Genomic DNA, 21402 nt, shown 5'->3' on the forward strand with positions numbered 1-21402 from the left:
ACCGCTCGCCTTCGTTCCTTTGGCCATTATCAGAACGAATTCAGTTCAGTTTGGCAATCTCAACTGACTGTAACAGTTTGTGAACATTTTGAAATGATTATGTACGGAATCTATTCCACGGGAAAGATTATTGTGAAAATTCTACGCCTAGATTGCTCGCTAATGTTAGGAGTTGGTTCCAATTTGCCTGGTCTATAGGAATTCCCCGCGCTGTTCGTTCCCCCAGGCACTGACGTTCTGGATCGCCCGCCAATTGGATCTTTTCCACTCCGGAGGCTAGCGGGGTATTTCGTATGAAATTGAGCAGTTGCGCCACTTCGTCACGAAAATGCTCCGCGCCGCCTAATGCCGCCGGATCAAAAACCTGCATAAAGACGCAATTTCCATTCTGATTGAGCGGTTGTTCACGAATGCAAACCCCGCCACTCAACGCTCCGGCAAAGATCTCCACCATCATCCCCAGGGCAAAACCCTTAAACCCCTGTTCGCCCCCCAAGGGCAAAATTGTTCCCGGAGGACTACCATAAAGCGTGTTGGGGTCGGTCGTGGGTTGCCCTTGATTGTCTAAAAGCCACCCCGTAGGTACCTGTTGACCGGCAATTTTGCGCAGGCGGACCTTTCCCTCGGCGGTGGCACTGGTGCCAAAATCCAGGATAAGCGGCCCATTCTCGGCTGGCACGCCAAAAGCTAGCGGGTTTGTCCCCAGTCGCGGGGCGATGCCTCCCGGAGGCGCCACTCGCCGGGCATGGCCATGTGTATTGACCATTAGCATGCTCACCATCCCCGCTTCCGCCGCTAATTCGCAATATTCCCCTAACCTGCCAATATGGCTGCTGCGGATCAGTGTTCCCACAGCCACCCCTGTGGTTTTAACCATATCCAAAAGCAAATCTAACAATCTTCTCATTTGAGTTTGGCCGAAGCCCCAATGACCATCCGCCTGAATGATTGCCGGCTGTTGGCGGATGATTGTAAAGTCTGCCCCGGCAACGACTTCCCGCTTGTTTAGGGCTTCTAGATAGTAGGGAATACGCATGACTCCATGAGAATCATGACCCCGCAGGTTGGCCTGAACCAAACTATGCGCCACCAGGGAGGCTTCGGCGGCGGATAAGCCCCCGGCTTGCAAGAGGTTCTGGGCAAAATGGGTTAATTGAGCGGAACTAATTTGAGGCATGATGTATCTGAAAAATGCTGGGGCATTCAAAAAACTGTGGGAATCCCTATGCCAGAATTAACCTAAAACTAACATGAAAGTCACACCGCCCAGGTGGCTGTAGATAGCAGAGACCTGGAATTTAGAACTTTATAGCAGATGCGAGACACTATTTACTGACTTGTGACAAAAATAACTTGAGTTCTCCGGCAGGGGCGGGGCATAATAATACGTTGCGGTAAACCACACACTTGCAAAGGGAAGAGGCATGCCACGGGAACTTTTAACACCCGGAACCAAAAGATTATCTTGTCTAACCGGGATTTTGCAGAAATATGCAGTTCCAAGCTGGCGTATATATCTGGGCTGGCTTATTAATCTGGGCAGGCGGGTTAGCCTAGCCATGGTCGCGGTTGGAATTTTCTATTTCGTAGGTGGCTTTCCACTCTGTGTGGCCCAAGACGTGGTGCTTACCGAAGGAGCCACTGCTGATGGCAAGGTGATGATAACGCCTGGCAGCGATGTACCCATAGCGGTTACCGCCGAAGCAACCAAAGCCCCCGAAAACCCTGGCGAGTCAAAACCAGAAGAGGACAAAGAAAAGGGTAAAGAAGGGGAGAAACCAAAACCAGGAGACAAAAGCGCCGCCGACCAGGTGGAATTTAAAATACTGACCCGGGGAGATGTCAAACCACGGGAAAAGCCGGATGCCAAGGAGTTTGATGTCCGTCCCGATGCCGCGGGGATGGTGCAGTTCAACTTTCGCAGCCAGCCCTGGCCCGAAGTGTTGGATTGGTTGGCGACAATATCCAACATGAGTTTGGATTGGCAGGAACTGCCTGGGGATTATTTAAATCTGAGCATGACGCGTCCCCACAGCGTGGAAACCACGCGCGATTTAATCAACCGGCATCTGTTGGCCCGCGGTTTTACCCTGTTGGAAAATGACGGCGTGTTAAGTGTGGTCAACCTCAAAAAGCTTAATCCCGCCTTTGTCCCACGGGTGGAACCTGCCGATATCCACAAGTATCAACCCCATAGCTTTATCAAAGTTTCGTTTCCATTATCCAGTATGGTTGCGGATGACACCGTGGCCGAGCTAAAACCGCTCCTTAGCCCGCATGGCGTGCTCACCGCGCTAAAAAACACTAATCGCGTCGAAATTATTGATACCGCGCTCAACATCCAGCAATTAAGCCAACTCCTCAAGCAAGAACAAACCCCCGCCGTTCAAGAACGCCAAGTTCGCGAGTTTACCATCCGCCATGTCCGCGCGGCCGAACTGCGCGAGCAGGTTATGTCGCTGTTGGGCATCGAGGAAAAGAAGAAAAAAGGGGGCGCTATGACCCCGGAAGAGATGGCGATGCAGCAACAAGAAATGCAGATGCAAATGCAGATGCAACAGCAACAGCAGCAATCCGGCGGGGCACCGCCCAAAGACAATAAACCCCAGGTGAACTTGGTGGCAAATATTCGGACCAACAGCCTGTTGGCCCACGCGCCGCCGGACAAAATGGCCATTATTGAACAAGCGGTCAAGCTGCTGGATGTGCCCAATCAAACCAGTCAAGAGATCTTGGCAAATGCGAACCGCGTCCAGGTCTATCGGCTGGCGACGCTCGATCCCGATGTGGTGGTCAAATCGCTTAACGACCTGGGGGTTTTAGAGCCGGCCACCAAGCTGCAAATCGACCAGAAAAACAAATCAATCGTGGCCTACGCCTCTATTGTCGATCATTTGACCATTAAAGCGCTCATCACCCGGTTGGATGGGAGCGGACGTAAGTTTGAGGTGATCACCCTGCGCCGCTTGCCCGCTGATTATGTGGCGGGGACGATCGACTTTATGATGGCGGGCAATAAAGGGGACGAACAACAACCTCGCCGCCGCAGCTACTTTTTTGACTACTACGGCGATAACCAAAAGGAAAACGACCAGGACAAGGACAAATTTCGCGTCGATGCCGATATCGAGCATAATCGCCTGCTGATCTGGGCGAATCCCCTGGAACTGGCGGAAGTGGAAAATCTGCTGGTTAAATTAGGCGAAATCTCCGACCGGAATCAAATAAATTCCTCGATGCGGGTGATCAATATCCCCGCGGGTTTGGATCGTGATCAATTTTTACGTCAATTACAAAAGACCTGGCCGACGGTTTCGCCCAACCCGTTGCAATTGCCTCAAAATGAGCCAACGATTATTCCGCGGGAGGTGGCGCCACCCCCAGCTCCCGCCCCCAAAAATGATCAGCCCTTTAATGGCAACCCCGCATTAGAACCACTACCCACGACCTCCACGGGCAACCCCCCCAAGCCCGCCAGTTCCACTCCGTCGTCCGTTCCGGCACCGGAAGTAAACAAGACCGCCCTGGCCATCCCGTTAAAGGTGTCACCCAGCTTTACGCTCGTGGGAAATGACCGCCCCGCCGTTGCGGCTGAATCCAGCACTTCAGAAGCTTCTGCCCAGAGCGATGGATCGTTGTCGCCACATGCCAGTGAGGCGGCGGTATCGGTCGCCAACCGCGCGGATGCGTCTTCTTTGCCGCAGATCGCCACGCCACCGGTCAAGCTTATCTGGGGTTACGATAATCAACTGCTGATTAGCTCCACCGATCCCGCAGCCTTGGATTTGCTCGAAGATTTGATGCTGGACTTGGCTCCTCCCCGCCCCGACTACAAAATTTTTCAATTGCGGTATGCCAGCTCGTTCTGGGTGGCAAAAAATTTGCAGGATTACTTTAGTGAAAAAGAAGACGACAAGAATAATAACGTCCGGCGGGTCTATTTTTATGACAGCGAGGAAAACAAAAAAACCGAGGCCCAGCGCCGCCTGTCCAAACGCCGTCCACTTAAATTTATTGATGACCTGGATACCAACACCATTTTGGTCAGCGGCGCCGACCCTGGACAACTGCGGATTATTGAGGAGCTAATCAAAGCCTATGACAAGCCCGATCCGGTGAATTCCCAATCCGCCCGCGTCACCACCACCATCCGCCTCCAATACGCCAAGGCGCAAATCGTGGGGGACGCCGTCAAGGATGTTTACCGTGATTTGCTGAGCTCCAATGACAAGGCCCTCCAAAACGGCGGTGGCCAACAAGAAACCAAACGCCCCCCCGGTGACACCTACATTTTTAACGAGGGGGGAGAAGGGAGTGGCGAGGAAAAGCGGACCCAAGTGAGCTTTAAGGGGAAACTGTCGATCGGCATCGACGAGTATTCCAATACGCTGCTCATTTCGACGGAGGGGGAAAACCTGATGAATGCCGTGCTCAAACTGATCAATTCCCTGGATGAGGCGGCTAAACCGATGCAAACCAGCATGCGCGTCGTCCAGTTAGGCAAGGGAATGGACACCGACGCCGCCCGACTGGCCCTGATGCGGGCGATTCAGGGTAACAATCCCCGTCGCAACTTTGGCGATAATGAGGAAAACGGGTCTAACCCGGGGGATAATCAAAATCGCGGCCGCAATGGCCGACCGGACCAAAACCAAAATCAGCAAAATCAGGGAAATTGGGGTAATGGTGAGGATCGATAATTTTCGTGCTAGCGAGTGTAAATGCGCATGCGTGATAAAAACTGATTGGATTGTGATTTTAAATTGTTTTGGTATATAGGTTTATGGTGTTTTTTGCCATTTAGGCTAAGTGCCTACTTTCCTAAACGTTATACGGCACATAAGTTGCCCCTGAAAAATTCAGGAATGTCTAGATTTCCGGAACTTATTACAATTTCTGGGGTTATACAAATAATTCCCAGGGAATTACCCTGGCTGGAATTTCAGCTTTTGTGATTTTGGCGGGAAATTGCAATTTAGCAATTAGAATACAAGCTTGCCGCATCTAGGAAATTGTGCGGTGCATCAGCTTTGATGATGAATCCTCTTGGATACTCAATACGGATTTTGTACATGAAGAATAACTTGTTTTTGCCACGAATTTCTCACAGCTTAGTAAATATGTGGCTATCGGACCGCTTTTATAGTGGAAAAATTGCAATTTACGCCCTTTATTCCCTTTGCTGCGTTTTGGCTCTGACGGTTGGCACGAGCGGTTTCGCCGCGGACGCCACTTTCGTGGGCCGGTTGGCGACGGTTGTCCAGCCCGAAGTAGCCCAGCGGTTAAAGCTGAGCGACGAGGTGCGGGCCAAGTTGACGCAAATCATTAATGAGCGTGAAGATGCGGTGCAAGAGACTGTCCTTTTAATCCGCAATCTACCCGCCGCCGAACGCGAGGCCCGCCTGGCCCCTTTTCGCGCTGAATCAGAAAAGCTGGGCTTGGCATTGCTGACGCCCGAACAGCTGGCCATGTTGGATCAGGCGGAATTGGATTTGCGGGGACCCGCCGCCTGGGCCGATCCCCAGATAGCCGCGCTCCTCAAGTTCACGCCAGAGCAATCGGCACAAATCGAGGCGTTATTAAATGAGCTAAAGGCAACTGGCGGGTCGGTCGGTTCCACCGCTGCGCAGTCCGCGGTGCGGATCGAATTTGACCGTAAATTGCTGGCATTATTGACCAAAGAGCAGCGGTCCACCTGGGATAAAATGTCTGGCAACGGCGGGGGAGAAATCCCGCAGAATGCTTCAACCCCGGCTGAGGCGGCCAGTCCCCCCGTAGCTGCGACGAATGCAACGCCGGCGACGAGTCCCGCCAATTCCCCCATGCCCATGGAATCGAGCGCATCGCCAGGCACGGCGGATAGCCAGAACCTTGCGGGTGAGAGCGCGGCGGGCGACTCAAGCGAAATTAACCCGGGCCGCAATCGTCGTTTTAATGACCGTGGTCGCGGTCGGGACGATGGCGTGGCACCACCGGAAAATGCCATTGCCCGGGGAGAGAAGCTGCGGTTCAGCTTTCGCTTTACCCCATGGAAGGATGTGATTGAGTGGTTCGCGGGCCAGGCCGATCTTTCGCTGGTCTCGGATGTTTATCCTCCCGGCACGTTCAATTACCAAGACACCAAGTATTATAGTCCGACCGAGGCGTTGGAATTGCTGAACGGCATTTTACAAACCAAGGGTTACGCGCTGTTGCGGCGCGAACGGATGCTCATGGTGATCAATTTGCAGGATGGCATTCCGCAAAATTTGGTCCCGTTTGTCGATGCCAAGGAATTGGAACAGCGCGCAAATTCCGAGATGGTCAGTACGGTATTTCGGCTGGAGCGCCTTACCGCCGATGAGGCTTCCAATGAGATCAAGCTGCTCCTAGGCCCGCAAGGCTCGGTCATCAATTTTCCCAAGGCGCGGATGATCTCGGTCACGGACACCGTGGGCCGGTTAAAAACCATCAGGAGTGTCTTGGATCGCGTGGAAAACCCGGCGGAATTGACGAATGAATCCATTCAGCAACTCCAGCTTAGCCACTCGGGCGCAAATGAAGCCCTGGCCATGGTCAAGCAGCTATTGAATATTCCCGCTGACCGCAGTTCCAATGCGGATGGCTCGATTCGGCTCCTGGCCAATCCCGCCGCGAAAACACTGGTTGTCAGCGGCCGGCCCGATGGCATCGCCAAGGTAAAAGAAATTTTGCAGGTGGTTGATCAACCGGGGAATGGCTTGGGGGGAATAGACGGTTCTCCCCAGCTAGAAATTTACGCCACTGGCTCCGCCGACGGCGAAGCCCTCTTGCGCGTGCTGCAAACGTTGCTCTCGACCTCGCCGGATGTCCGGCTAGAGATCAATCCGCAAAACGGCAATTTGATCGCCCTGGCCCGTCCCGCCGAGCATGCCACTATTCGGGCCACACTGGACCAAATGCAAAAGGATTCCCGCAAGATCGAGGTTATCAAACTGCGGATGGTTGATCCCATCGTGGCCAAGGACACTATTGCCCGCTTGTACGAGGGGGCCAGCGGCGGGAGCGCGCCCTTGATCGAAGCGGAGGGTAATTCCCGGCAACTGATCGTCCGCGCTACCGATGGACAGTTGGCCCAAATCAAGGAAATGCTCAATCAAATGGGCGAAGGGGATGTCACCGACTCCACCCTGGCCACCGAGGAAAAGCTAAACAATGTGCGGCTAGTCCAGGTGAATCCGCGGATGATCGGCAGCGTGCTGGGCAAGGTTGAGCAAGTTTGGCCCGCCTTGCACAAAAACCGCATCCGGGTGATCACGCCCGCGAATTCCAGTTTGCCCGCCGGGTCCAGTACGATATACGCGGGAAGCGGTATCCAGGAACGCCGCGTCTGGCCGTCGGATCCCGCCCCAAGTTCCTCCCCCGGCACAACCCCTTCTCCGTCCGCCGAAAATCCCCAGCGCACGCCGAATATCGCCAATCCGCCGGCGGAAACCGCGCCCGATCCCCGTTTACCGCGCTCTCCGCGCGAACCCAGTGTTCCTGGCCCCATCCGCACTGAGACCGATTTAAAGCCGACACAATTTCGCGCGACCCCCCAACCGGCGTCGCAACCCTCCGAACAGCGTGGCAACCCCACGGCATTTCAATACGAGGCTCCACGTTATGAGGCGCCCTCGCTCGTAACAGTCCGGCGGCATCATCCCCCCGCCCAGGTATCTAATTTACCCCGTGCATCCCGCATTTACACAGTGGCACAACTGTCGACTACGGCCCCCTCTGATCCCGCGGCCAACCCCACGGATCGACCCTTGGACGGTGATCCAGGCCGATCGGCGGAAGATGCGGCGTCCCCGGATCCCAGCGAACCCCCTCCGGTGATTGTCTCGGTTGGTCCGGCGGGCATCATGATTACTTGCGATGATAAGCAAGCCCTGGATGATTTTGAATCACTCTTAAAGAGCATGGCCGGACCACAAACGGCCAACCAGCGCGAATTTACAATTTTTTACCTCAAATATGCCAAGGCGCAAGTCACCTCGGAATTGCTGGAGCAGATTTTTGCCACGGGAGGATCCTCCTCAAGTGGCGGCGGGGGGGGGCTGTTGGGTAATATAGCCGGCGCCGCCCTGGGGGGCTTTGGCGGGGGGTTGATGGGTGATCTGATGGGTTTTGGCGGAGGGGGCGGGGATAGCTCACCCACGCTCAAGGCCAGCGGCACGATTTCGATGATTCCGGACGCGCGGCTGAATGCATTGATTGTTCAGGCAAATCCCACGGACATCGATATGATCGAGCAACTGTTAAAAATCATCGATCAAGAAAGCAGTCCCGAGGAAGTGCAAATTGTTTCCCGTCCTCGCTTAATCGCCGTGTATTATACCTCCGCCAGCAGCATGGCTGATATTATTCGGGCCCAGTACTCCGACCGGATCACCAGTACGGGGGGGCAACCCCGCCAGCCTTCGCCCGAGGAGTTCATCCAGGCGTTGCGCGGAGGAAACAATCGCCGCAATAATAACCAGCGGCGGGCCGAGGAAACCTCCAAGATTTCCATCGGTGTCGATGCGCGGACAAATTCACTCATCGTCACCGCGCCCGAGCCGATTTTTCAAGAGATTAAGGAACTGGTCGCGCAGCTTGACCAAGAAGATAACGGTTCAAAGGAAGCGATGGCGCTGGTTAGCCTAAAAGGGTATAACTCGCAGACGGTTCAGCAGGCCTTGACCCAAATCATTGGCAGCGAGAACGTCATGACCAACCAAACCGCCCGTAATACCAACCGCAATAACACGGGCACCGGCGGTGGCGGCAATCAGGGTGGGAACGACTTTCAGCGGCAAGTCCAATTCATGCAGGGGCTGCAAGGTTTTCAAGGTGGGGGCGGTCGAGGATTTCCCGGCGGCGGTGGCGGCTTTCCCGGCGGCGGTGGCGGCTTCCCCGGTGGGGGTGGCGGCTTTCCTGGCGGCGGTGGCGGCTTTCCTGGTGGTGGTGGGGGTCGGGGCTTTCCTGGCGGCGGTGGAGGTTTTCCCGGTGGCGGTGGTTTTCCCGGTGGCGGGGGTGGCCGCGGACGCTAGTTATCCTGAATGCTGCTTTGCGGCTTTGTCGCACTTAAAAACCCGTTTGTCGTATTTTACATGACAAACATAAATTCTTGCATGACAGACATAAACACGCTGGCCTAAGTTCCTTCGGCAGTCGCTGCTCGGCAACCTAGTGCTTTGTCAAATTTAAAGATTCTAGTTAGGCCAATCAGCCGCTGGGCGCTAGCTTACATTTTTTTTCCACTACAACCGTGGTCGAGCACACTACGGCTCATTCGAATATAGGAGCGGTTGTCTAAGCTCTAGCCCAGCGATTGCATTGCAACAAACAACTGAAAAAGTTACCAAACCAAGTTGTCGTTACTGCCGCTTCAATTAAAAGCACTCTTAGTCCTAAAAAAACCGTACTCTTTTAGGGGCACTAGCATGTTGCCAGGGCCAGCCAACATGCCCATGTTAACGTATTTGCACGTCAAAGTTTGGCTAATTTCTCTCATTTACCTGATGATTTTGGTTGACTTTTCCGATTATACCAGTGGGATAAATCCGCGCAACGGAACTATCCCGCCAGCCATTGCCGCTTGGCAGGGCTAAGTTGAATGTGCATCGTTTCGCCAAAGGATGAGGGATACGCATGTTACAGCGCGTGACGGAACACCGACAATTTGCAATAAAATTGTTCATGGGCGTAGCTTGCAGCATCATGGGCTGCATGGTGGCGTATCGCTTGACGGCGCAGGGGGTGGTCGCACCGCTGACTCCCGCCGCCGAGCTACCGGCTCCCGCCCCTGCCGCCGTAGAGCAACCTATCTTGCAGGCCTATCCTGTGGGGACCGGGGATCCGCAAGCCATCATCCAAAAAATACAGACCCAGCTTCCCCGCGATGCGAATGTATCCTTGGCGGCGGATGTCCGGACGGGCCGGGTATTGGTGTTGGCTCCTCCGGGAACGCAACCTCTGGTAGCGCAGCTTATTGGCCAGGCTCAACCTGCTCCGGCGGCTTCCGCCGCGAATGTGGCAGGTCCCCAACTAGAAAACAATGCCGCGGCAAATCCCGCGGTTGACCCCGCTCCGGGGGTGGCCAGTGCGCCAGCCCCGGCAAATTCCCCTGCGGCGGATTTTGGTCCCCGCAGCGAACAAGTGATCAAGCTGCAGCATTTGTCCGGGGCAGAATTTGAGCAAGCCTTGATCACGTTGGTCGCGCGGCAGTTGCCCGTTTCGACCGATCCCACGAATTCCGTGGCAACCTACACCCTCAGCGGTCGCGGCGGCAATCCCACGCTGGTCAGCGTCAATCGCACTACCGGTCAATTGACTATCGCGGGCGCGGATAAGCTGGTGCAGGCCTGGGGGAGGGTTTTTACGGCGCTCGACCGACCCGCGCAGGCCGCTGGCAAGGACGACTCGCGGGTTGTCCCCATTCGCAATCCCGACGCCCTGGCCAATGGCAGCCTGCAGCGGGCGATGTCGATCATTAGCGAGCAAGTCGCCAATGGGGACCGCGCCGCGCCGCAGGCCAATCGCTTTGTCAGCATGTTGTTTCAACCGAAGGAACAGCCCGCCGCTAATCCGGCAAATCCCAACAATTCTCCGGATCCCAACGATCCCAACGCCGCAAACCCCGCGGCAAACGCCCAAAACCCGGCCAATCCCACCCCGGCCCTGCAGAACCCATTCGCCCAGCCAAATGCCAATCCCGCCACGGCGGAAAATCCCGATGACGACCTGAGTTCGGGGTTGATTGGTCCTGTGCGGATTGAATTTATTGAGGGTCTGGATTTGCTGGTCATCACGGGAAATCCGCGCGACGTGGAACGCGTGCAGCGGATCATTGCCGAAATCGAGGAGCGCAGCAAAGAGACGATCCCCGTGGTTGTGCTGCATCCGCTTAAATTTGTTAGTAGCGACGCCATGGCCACCTTGGTCCGTTCGCTATATGACCAGGTGCTTAGCCCGCGGGCCGGGCGGGTCAGTATCACTTCCCTGGTAAAGCCCAACTCGCTCTTATTGATTGGCCGCAAGGAAAGCATCGAGGAGGTTGTCAAGCTGATCGAAAAGCTGGACCAGCCGGTCGAGCCGAACACCCAGTTCAAGGTTTTTGAGTTAAAGCACACCGCCGCCACCGAGGTACTGCAAACGGTGCAGTCCTTCTTGGGGGGGACGGCCACCGGCCCGGGGGCCGCGGGACAAACGGGCCAACCCGCCACGACGGCGTCGATCACGGGGACCGGGCTGGGAACGCGGGCGGTAGTGACAGCGGATTACCGGACCAACGCGCTGATCGTGCGGGCCAGTCTGCGCGACCTGGAAGAAATCGAAGCCCTCATCAAGCGGATTGACGTGCAAAGCAGCTCCGCCATCAACGAAGTGCGGGTTTTTAACCTCAAATATTCACTGGCGGAGGAATTGGCCCCCGTGTTGCAGACGGCGATTAACGGACAGCAGACGCAAAATCGCACACAGCAAAACCAGGGAGGCAATCAAAATCAAGGAGGGGGCAATCCCTTTCAGCAGTTCCAGCAACAGCCCGGTGGTCAAAACCAGCAAGGAAACCAACAGCAGCAGCGCGCGATTCGTAGCACCATGCTGCAATTCTTTACCATCGATGACGAAGGGAAGAAACAGCTCAAGTCGGGAATCCTGACCGACGTGCGGATCGTGGCTGACGGACGGAATAATTCATTGCTGGTCACGGCTCCGGCGGAAAGCATGGAACTGATTCAAGCCCTGATCAAGGAACTGGATCAGGTCCCCACCGCCGAGGCCCAGATCAAGGTGTTTCAAATTGAAAACGGGGACGCTACCGCCCTGGTGACGATGCTGCAAAATTTGTTTGGCATCCAGGCGACCAACACCCAGCGGGGCGGGGCCGCGTTTAATTTTGCCCAAAACACGGGAGACACCTCGGGGGATAATCCGCTGGTCAATTTGCGATTTTCGGTCGATCAGCGAACCAATAGCATCATCGCCACGGGATCGTCCGGCGATTTGAACGTGGTCGAGGCGATCTTGCTCCGCCTGGACGAAAGCGACATTCGCCAGCGCAAAAGCACGGTCTATCGGCTAAAAAACGCCCCTGCGCAGGATGTGGCCAACGCGATTACCCAACTCTTGAATAGCGAACGGCAACTGACCCAGCAGGTCGGGGCAAACCTGGTCAGCGCATTTGAACAAATCGAACGCGAAGTGGTCGTCGTCCCCGAACCGGTCAGCAATAGCCTGATCATTAGCGCTACCCCGCGTTACTTTGACGAGGTCAAACGGATTGTCGAGGAAATCGACCAGCGTCCCCCCATGGTCATGATTCAGGTCATGATCGCCGAAGTCGACCTGAACAACTACGACGAATTCGGCGTCGAGGTAGGCGTGCAAGATTCGGTCCTGTTTGACCGGAGCCTGCTGGGAGATCTGGTTACGACCACCACGACCACCACGTTTGGCAATCCCGCCACCACGGTCCAGCAGCAAAATGTGTTGGCCGCGACGAATGCCCCCGGCTTTGCTTTTAACAACCAGCAACTGGGTAATAGCGGTAGTTCCCAGGCGATCGGCAAATCCTCCACGGTCGGCACGCAGGGTCTTACGAGCTTTAACGTGGGCCGGGTGAATAACGAATTGGGTTTTGGCGGGTTGGTGTTATCCGCCAGCAGCGAAAGCCTGAGCTTTCTCTTGCGGGCACTCAGTCAAAAGCGCCGGGTCGAGGTCCTCAGCCGACCGCAAATCATGACGCTGGATAACCAAGAAGCCTATATCCAGGTTGGGCAGCGCGTCCCCCGGATCAACGCGGTCAACGTGGCCGTCACCGGTCAGCAGACCAACTCGATCACTCTGGAAAACGTCGGTCTGATCATGCGGGTGCTCCCCCGGATTAGTCCCGATGGGTTGATTGTGATGTCCATCGCCGCGGAAAAATCCGAACTTGGCCCCGAAGCGGACGGCATTCCGATCTTTATTGACAACGCCGGTCAGGTCGTCCGTTCGCCCCGGATCAACACCATTTTGGCGGAAACGGTGGTCAGCGCGGCGAATGCCCAAACGGTGATCCTCGGGGGGTTGATTGTCAAGAACAAGCAGCAATTCAGCCGCCGGGCCCCGTTCCTGAGCGATATTCCGATCCTGGGACATTTGTTCCGTTACGATAGCAACATCATGCGGCGGTCGGAGCTATTAATTATCCTGACCCCGCGGGTGGTTCGCACCCAGGCTGATGCCGAACTGATCAAGCAGGTCGAAGCGTCGCGCATGAGCTGGTGTCTGGCGGATGTGATCCGCATCAATGGGCCATCGGGACTGCGGGGCCGTAAAGACGAATGGCTAGATGCCGAAACCGTGGTGGTCTATCCCGATCTTAACCCCCATGGCGAAAACCAGGTTCTGTTCCCCGACGAATTTTCCCCCGGAGTCATGGGGGGGGAGACACTGCCGCCGGGGGCGGTGCTTAGCCCGGGCAGCGCAGCGGGCGCGGGATCTCCAACCTTGGCACCCGGAACGGTCGTAACGCCCGGGACGGAGTTCGCCCCCGGAACGATCATTGCCCCTAGTCCGGTACCCGGCCCTGGCGGGGTGATTCTACCGGGTGGAACGCCAGCCGGTGGAAATGGAGTTCAACCACCGACAAATGTGCCGCCGCCGGCTCCGGTGCCGGGCGTTCCCCTACCTAACGGGGGAACCTCCCCGACGACACCCCGGGGTACGGGAGTCGTCATCCCGGCTGGTAACCCCGCAACTGCCGAATCGAACGGGGCAAAAACCACGACGGCGACGCCGGATGTGCCAGACCCCGCGGGGGAAAAATCCACCGCCAAAAAAGGACTGTTACAACTTTGGACACGCTAATGCTGACGTGGATGGTCGCAAATTAAGGTAACGCTGCCGCGCTCTGACGGATGGGGGCGCGGGACACGGAAGTACTTTTCCAATCCAGGGATGGGCTATGAAGACGCAACATTTTTTTCGCCTGGGCGTGATGCTGGCTTGGGTGGGCTTTTTGGCTGGCACAACCGGCTGCAGTTCGTTTGACCTGAGCAAACGAATTCCTTGGGGCGATAGCGATGGCACCCCCCCCATGCGGATCATGGCCGTTTGGACGGATACGATCATGAATTCCCCCGACAAGCCCGCCATGCGCGGCTTTGGCGGGCGGGTGATGTTTTATGCCCAGGGGGAAGACCCGATCAAGACCTCGGGCACGATGATTGTGTACGCGTTTGACGAAACGAATCGCGAACCGACCAATGTCACCCCCGACCGCAAGTATGTGTTTCGTAGCGAGGAATTTGCCAAACACTATAGCAAAGGAAGGTTGGGGCACTCGTATAGCTTTTGGCTGCCGTGGGACGAAGTGGGAGGACTGCAAAAGGAAATTAGCCTGATCGTGCGCTTTATGCCGGACAAGGGGGGCGTCATCGTGGCCGAGCAGACCAAGCATTTACTCCCGGGGGTCACGGCGGAATTGGCAAAAATTCAGCAGCAAGCTAAGCAAAATCAGTTAGCCCGGATGGCGGCTGGCAATCAATCCTCTCCCGCCATGCAAAACTGGCCCGGACAACCCGCGCTCATGGGCCAAGCTGGGGTCATGGGCCAACCAGGAGCTATGGGCCAACCCGGCCAGTTACCGCAATCCGGCACCCCCGGAATGGCCGCTCCTCCGGGACATGATCCGGCAATGCTGCAACCCGCGTATTATGCCCCGGGAACAAACAATCCCGCGTCAAATTATGCAACACCAGCCAATTATTTGAGTCCGGCGGGCAATTATTTTGGCCCGCCAAATCCGCAACCACAACCCGTGCAGAACTTGCCGGGTACTCCCGCCGCAAACATGAAAAAATCACAGACTATGACGATTCCCCTGCGGGGCCAACATTCGTCGCTGGTGCATGTGCCTCAACAGTTAACACAAAATACGGTTGGGCAATCAACCGCCGGGAACGCCGCTGGATATGGAGTCAACCCAGGGAATGCGATAGCTACCTACAATCAAACGATTTCCCAGGCCAATCCGATGCAAGGGACCGTCCAGGGTTATCCCGTGCAAAATAGTACAGCGTTTCAGGCCGGAGGGACGGCGGCCACCAATGTGATTTATGGCGGTAGCGGCACGGCGATGCAAAACAGTTGGCAAGAATTGGGGGGTCAGCAGGCTCTTACCCCGATGCAGCAGCGAATGCTACAAGCGCAGATGGCCCAGCAAACCGGGGGAGCGGCTTTTCAGCAGCAATACACGCCTCAAGTCCCCATGAACGGTCCCATGACCCCGCAACCCACGCTGAGCAAGTTCCCGGCGGGGGGAATTCCCCAGAATGGTCAAACTGCTAACGGACAGGGGGAACAGGAACCTCCTCCGGCAGGGTCAGGTCATTTTGGACTTTGGAAACGCCGGGTTCCAGGAGGCACAATCTCTCGGCTAAGTCCCGCTGGCGCTGGTCTTTCACAACGCCCGTGAGGATCGCGGTGCGGCCATCCATTTGCACCTGAATATCGCCGCTTAGCCGTGAGAGCGACTTCGTTCGATTCAGACGCGTCGAAAGTGTAGTTGTTAGGACCTCGGGCTGGGGAGAAGCGAATTCAAATTGAACGGTGCGGATGGCCCGCACGGTTTTTTTAGACCGGGCGTTTCCCTGGTTCCCTTGGTTCTGTTGATTCCCTTGATTCATATTGTTCTGCCGGGCCATTCCCTGAAAAGCCGCTTGCTGGGCACCAACCACCGAGCCAAAGAAATTGGCAAAATCTCCGGAATCCGCCCCCACAAATTGCCGCTGCTGTCCCTGGCGATTCTGGCCTAGGCCCCCATTTTGGCCAAACTGACCCTGTTGCTGATTCAGGCCACCTCGTTGAGTTCCGCCAAAGGTGTTATTTGCCCCCCCGGTGCTGCTAGAACCCAAGCTGCGGTTGCCAAAGGCTCCGGATGTTGATCGGCCCGAACTGGAACCCCCCAGGCCGCTGCTGCCACCGATGCCGCTACTTCCTATGCCGCCACCGCCTATACCACTGCTGCCGATCCCCGACGCACCCCCCCCGTTGATTGTTCCCCCACTAAATTGAGCAAAGGCCAAATTGTGGAAAGCGAACAGGCCCAGCAGTAGCGAAAGTCGTAGGCAGGTTTGCATAGGAAGTATTTTTGCCAAACAAAAGCCAATGGGATACGGACAAAGCGGGACACTAAGACTCCGCTATGGATTTAACCAAAAAAATTGGTGTAAGTTTCCCGCATAGACCCCATCAACGTTAAAAAAAATGGAGGGGCGGCACGGCCCTAGGTATTTTTTCAGCCGGAAACAAACGGTTGCATCATTTTACCGTGGCTAGCCTGGAAGAATCCAGGGAATTCTTGGTAGGGAGGGCCGAATAAATGCTACAGGCGTAAAGGTTTATGCCCGTTGATGCCCCAGGTTTGATGGGGAAAATTGCTATTTTTATTAAATCATGTGAAACTTTTCCCCGGATTTCAGGTACTACTCCCCTGTCAACGGTTTTTGTAGTAACACGCGATTTCTCATGATTTTAGGATCAAAATGTCCAACATCCTCTCTCATTTACGCAAAATTCTTTTCATCGTAACTCTCTGCGTCGGGGGATGGTCATACGGGGCCGGTCATCTCTGGGCCGCCCGGGCCGAAAGCACCAAACTGTTGCCCAAAGAGACCTTGGTGTATGTGCGCGTCGCCAATGTGCCAGAATTTGTGAGTCGTTTTCGCGAAACAGGTTTTGCCCGTATGTTGGCTGACCCGCAAATGCGACCCCTGGTGGAACAGCTTTATGGCAAAGCCCGCGATGCCGTGGAAGAGGTCAAAGATCAAACCGCGCTCGGCCTGGATGAGATGCTGCAAATTCCCGCCGGAGAGATCGCCTTTGCGGTGATCGCCCGCGCCGAGGGGCAGCCTGTCCCGGTGCTGATTATCGACACGGGCGATAATGTGGCCAACGCCAAAAAGCTCATGGATAAAATCCGCGAAAACAATCCCGAACCCGATCGTCGCGAGGAACAGATCGAGGGGTATACCGTTATTGTCGATGAAGTTGCGACAGTGGAAAGGGACGGTACCTTTGTCTTTACCACGGAGGTCGGTGTTTTGGGCGAAATTCTCCGCCAGTGGGAAGGCATCGCCGAGCAAAACCTACAAAATAACCCCAAATATGGCGCCATCATGCGCTCCTGCCGGGCCAAGGACCAAGACCCCCAATTCACATGGTTTGTTGATCCGATTGGCCTGTTTAAGGAGTTCTCCAAAGCCAGCTTTTCCGCATCGGCGGCCTTGGCCTTTTTGCCCGCTTTGGGTTTGGATGGATTGCAGGCGATCGGCGGTAGTCTTGCTTTTTCCGTGGACGAATTTGACACATTGGCCCACATTCACTTGCAACTGGATAATCCCCGAGCGGGGGTGCTCGAGGCCTTGGCCCTAACAGAGGGGGATATGAAGCCCCAAACCTGGGTGCCGGGCAATGTTTCGGCCTATAACACGATCTATTTTGACGTGCCCGCGGCGTTTCATTCGATAGAGAAACTCGTGGATAGCTTTCAAGGCGAAGGCCGCGTGGCGGAGGAAATTCAGCGGAATGTGTCGGATAACATCGGGGTGGATGTCATCAAAGAGATTTTGCCCTTATTCAAGGGCCGCGGTACCTGGATTACTCGCAGGCCTTCGATACCACGGGAAGTCGGGGGAGTGGGAGCCGAGGTCACAAATCAACAGGCGGAAGTGAACATTCGTTTTGGCCGCGATATGGACCAACTGATCGCGATTGAAGTGACCGATTTGGCACAAGCTCAAAAGTTGTTTGACCAAGTCGTAGCCAAGTTTCACACCGAATTGGGGGAACGGATGGAAAAGAAATCGTGGTCGGGCATGGCATATTACCAATTTACGGTACCGAATCAAACATTTGAGCCCGTGGACGAAGAAGATTCCGTCCGCCCGCAACCGTGCGTCGCCTTTGCACACGATTGTGTGATTGTGTCCAATTATCCTGGTTTAATGAAAACCGTGCTGGGTCGGCAGGACGCGTCGGACACCCTGGCGGAAAGCCTGGATTACAAGCTGATGTCCAGCAAGCTATTGCGGCAGGTGGGGGACGCCAAAGTAGGGGCTCTCACCTTTGATCGGCCGGAGGAAAGTTTACGTTACCTGTGGGAAATTGCCGAACAGCAGCAAACCCGGGAACGGTTAAAGCAAGTCGGCGAAAACAACCGGTTTTTCCGGACCTTGGATGAAGTCATGGAGCAAAATCCGTTGCCGCCATTTTCGGTCGTGGAAAAATACTTTGCTCCCAGCGGCGGTGTATTGACCAATGATGATTCGGGTTTTCACTATATTGCGTTTTCACTCAAGCGCAAAACCGAGTAACAACTTGCCAGGGAATAATTGTTAAAACCCTAGTAACACGATCTCTTCACCCTTTGCCGCTTGCATTCGCCGTGGTAAAGCGTTACCACAGAAGATAGTTGCAGGTGCTGAATTGGACAATTAGCAGGAAATTTTGGGGAATTTTTGGTTATGGATAACACCACTCGGGGTGGTAAACGCATTTTACTGGTGGATGACGACCAGGAAATCTTGGAATCGATGAAGCTAGCCCTGGAATCCCGCGGCTTTCAGGTCATGATTGCGCGGGATGGCAACCACGGATTGGCCCTGGCCGAATCGGAACGCCCGGACCTGCTGATCACCGATATGATGATGCCCAAGCGGAGCGGTTTTTTGGTCTTGGAAAAGCTGCGCACCAGCGACGACCCCAACCAAAGCGTCATGAAAATCATCATGATCACCGGCAATGAGGGAAATCGGCATAAATCCTATGCGGAAACTCTGGGGGTGGATGATTACATTCGCAAACCGTTTGCGATGGAACGGCTGCTGGAAAGCGTGGAAAAACTGCTGGGCGTGGAATAATTTGCCCCCTAGTGCTGTGCCACAGTTAAAGATTCAGGTTTGGTAGATCAGCCGCTGGGCGTTAGCTCGCGGCTTTTGCCGCTCTGGCCGTGGCTAGCGCCCCCATGGCTCACCCGTAAACGAATTCTTGACATAGCCCACGAATACTTGTTAGGGCCCACGAATCCTTGATAGGGCACTAGTCTTGGCCTTTTGCTGGCTCCGGGCCATTCTATGAGCAGGCAGGATACGATTTTTATTAGTGCGCAATCCTGGTTTATTTGCTGATCTACCCCGGGACATTTATCGTGAAAATTATTTGAAATTAGACTTGGAAGTATTTATACTATGACTATCGCTGAGAAGGATTTTTTTACCGGGGGTAGGGGCGGTCATGGCAAAGAAGTTTTTTGTGCGAATACAGGACCGAATTGCCGGGCCTTTTAGCTCTATACAAATCAAGGCCGCGGCCCAAGCCGGCAAACTCAAGCCGAACCACGAATTGTCGGAATCTGACGCGGGACCCTGGATGTCGGCTGGCAAAGTCCGGGGATTATTTGCTGAATTAGACCCGGGGAAAACCCGTCAACCAGCGGTCACTGTCACGGTCAAAGAAGGGGCGACAAAGCTTTCTAGCGCGGCGGTGGCCGCGTCCCCTCCCCCGCCCTCCGATTCCGCGGAGTCCCGGGATTACTCGGTTTTACCAGAGGAACCCATTATCACCGCCGCTTTGGTCGAGCCAGAGTGGAATTTGGGTGAGGTGGATAAGAATGGGCTGTTACCCGGCAGTTCCGGGCCAATCCGCAACGGCTTTGTGGAAAAACACCTAGTCCAGAATGAGCGGGTCCTGTTTTGGAGCGGCATCTCGCCCGTGATCTTTTTATTGCCGGGTATCTTGTTTATTTGTGCGGCGGTAATTGCGTATCAAACCTTTCAAACAATGGTAACCGTGGAGAATATCAAGCAAGGAATGTCGCAAATGGAAAGATATTCCGGCCAACCCAGGCAAAACAGTTTAAACCGCGATCCCGCCTTAAGACAGACGCTCAATCAACAGACACGGCGACTCGTTATTGTTCTGATCTGCGGGTTATTACTGTTGGCGTCCCCTATTTTGTTGATATTGAACCTGATCCGTTACCTGCAGACGGAATATGCTTTGACAAATCTGCGGATAATCATGAAAACCGGCAGTATTACCAGCACGACATTTGCCAAGCCGTATCACCAAATCGCGGGAATCGAGCTTGTTAAACTCTCCTTGGGAAAATTGTGTGTCTACCCCAGCGGCGAAGCAACTCCTGTCACATTCCCTTGTCTAAAGTCTCCTCAGTTGTTTTGCAAATACGCGCAACGTCCACACATGCGCACTTTTCAGGAATATGCCTTGGACCCCTCCGCCATCCGCCCGCGACACCCCCTTGCGGGTAGTCCTGGGGGGGGTTCCTCATCTTTTTCCTCGCCGACAAGTCAAGCAAAATCCCCCGCGGGGTTTAGCATTAAATCACCGTTCTATTTATTATTTGGCTTCCTTGCAATTTTTATAGGAGGGGTGTTGTCCCTCTGGGTGTTGCTATTGGCGTTCACGGGTTTGCCGATGGATATCCTGCAAATCGGGACGGCACTAGCCTTTTTTGCAACAATCATAGCTGTGGGATTTAAATGGCTAAAAAAAGGCTTGGGAAAATAATGGCAAGTTAGCAAAAGGTGGCGAAGCTGATCGGGTGAGCCGATATGCCATCAGTCCAAAACAACAAAGGAAATGGTTTTACAGGGATTTATCCCGTGCAAACAATTTACATCTTTTCCAACTCAAAACGGTACTGTCTGGGACTATCCTAAAAAATTCGGGGGCGCAGCGCTGGCCGGCAGAAACCCCGGCAATTCCTGTTTTTGCTGGAGATAAAAAAATAAATTGCGTGGCAATTTCGATTTTTTCATGATTATAGAAATTCTCTATTGCCTCATCTGAACTTTATGGAAATAATTAGATTAGGGAAAGTGAGGTGCCGTGAGCAAGCACCTCGGGCCGCAACTGGAACATAGAAGAGCTTCAGTTGCCAACACGATTGTGCCGCTACGCGACGCACCTCGCAAATTCCGCGCTCTTTCGCAACTCTGCCGTTCGTGGTCGGATTTTCTCCCCGGCTGCATTTTTTTAAGTGGCACTCTTGGCACCGGGATTTTCCTGCGCGCTGAGGGCCAAATTTTAAAAATTCCGCCTGGAATTATCTTGCTAACGAATGGTCCGTGCTATTAGGCGGCCCTAAATTTGCTGGCACGCTTAAGTGAATTTCGGGCTTAAAAATGGCGGGTGGCGGGCGAGTCGGGATGGATGTTGTGGTTGTTAAGTTTAATGTCGGTTTGCATTTAGCCAGCGTATGCCGGCAGGATGCGGCCAACTGAGCAAGGAAGCCTGAAAACTTGCTTGAACCCTAATTAACGCAGCACCCTCCTCAATTTGGCCAAAATAGTCGCCGTTGGCGTTGTGTGAATAAATCTTTCACTCCTTCCCCGATGGCTTTAACCC

At 54.7% G+C, this 21402-nt stretch carries 8 protein-coding genes; 6 read left to right on the plus strand and 2 right to left on the minus strand.

What is annotated here, in order from left to right; translation table 11 throughout:
• Positions 1-127: 127 nt before the first annotated feature.
• A complete protein-coding gene (locus SFX18_18665; protein ID MDX1965174.1) occupies positions 128-1177 on the minus strand; it encodes an Ldh family oxidoreductase in 1050 nt (349 codons plus the stop codon).
• A 430-nt stretch (positions 1178-1607) separates the two neighbouring features.
• Between SFX18_18665 and SFX18_18670 the strand changes: the two genes are divergently transcribed.
• The 3 genes from SFX18_18670 (at position 1608) to SFX18_18680 (ending at position 13839) form a co-directional block, all read left to right on the plus strand.
• Positions 1608-4700 (plus strand): secretin N-terminal domain-containing protein, encoded by a 3093-nt coding sequence (locus tag SFX18_18670; GenBank protein MDX1965175.1) that lies wholly within the window; start codon positions 1608-1610, stop codon positions 4698-4700.
• Between the two features lie 489 nt (positions 4701-5189).
• Positions 5190-9035, plus strand: coding sequence for a secretin N-terminal domain-containing protein (locus SFX18_18675; protein ID MDX1965176.1), 3846 nt, complete (start codon positions 5190-5192; stop codon positions 9033-9035).
• 601 nt (positions 9036-9636) lie between these two features.
• The gene (locus SFX18_18680; protein ID MDX1965177.1) at positions 9637-13839 is read left to right on the plus strand and encodes a secretin N-terminal domain-containing protein; all 4203 of its coding nucleotides are present in this window, start codon (positions 9637-9639) and stop codon (positions 13837-13839) included.
• A gap of 1478 nt (positions 13840-15317) precedes the next feature.
• Here the strand turns inward: SFX18_18680 and SFX18_18685 are convergent.
• Positions 15318-16112: a BON domain-containing protein gene (locus tag SFX18_18685; GenBank protein ID MDX1965178.1), complete on the minus strand. Its 795-nt coding sequence runs from the start codon at positions 16110-16112 to the stop codon at positions 15318-15320.
• A gap of 405 nt (positions 16113-16517) precedes the next feature.
• Between SFX18_18685 and SFX18_18690 the strand changes: the two genes are divergently transcribed.
• The 3 genes from SFX18_18690 to SFX18_18700 all read left to right on the plus strand — a co-directional run bounded on the left by SFX18_18690 (position 16518) and on the right by SFX18_18700 (position 20562).
• Entirely contained in the window at positions 16518-18347 is a 1830-nt protein-coding gene (locus SFX18_18690) for a hypothetical protein (protein ID MDX1965179.1), read from the plus strand.
• A 150-nt stretch (positions 18348-18497) separates the two neighbouring features.
• Positions 18498-18893 (plus strand): response regulator, encoded by a 396-nt coding sequence (locus SFX18_18695; GenBank protein ID MDX1965180.1) that lies wholly within the window; start codon positions 18498-18500, stop codon positions 18891-18893.
• 373 nt (positions 18894-19266) lie between these two features.
• Entirely contained in the window at positions 19267-20562 is a 1296-nt protein-coding gene (locus SFX18_18700) for a hypothetical protein (protein MDX1965181.1), read from the plus strand.
• The last annotated feature ends 840 nt before the right edge of the window (positions 20563-21402 follow it).

This window comes from Pirellulales bacterium, assembly GCA_033762255.1.
Taxonomy (GTDB): domain Bacteria; phylum Planctomycetota; class Planctomycetia; order Pirellulales; family JALHPA01; genus JANRLT01.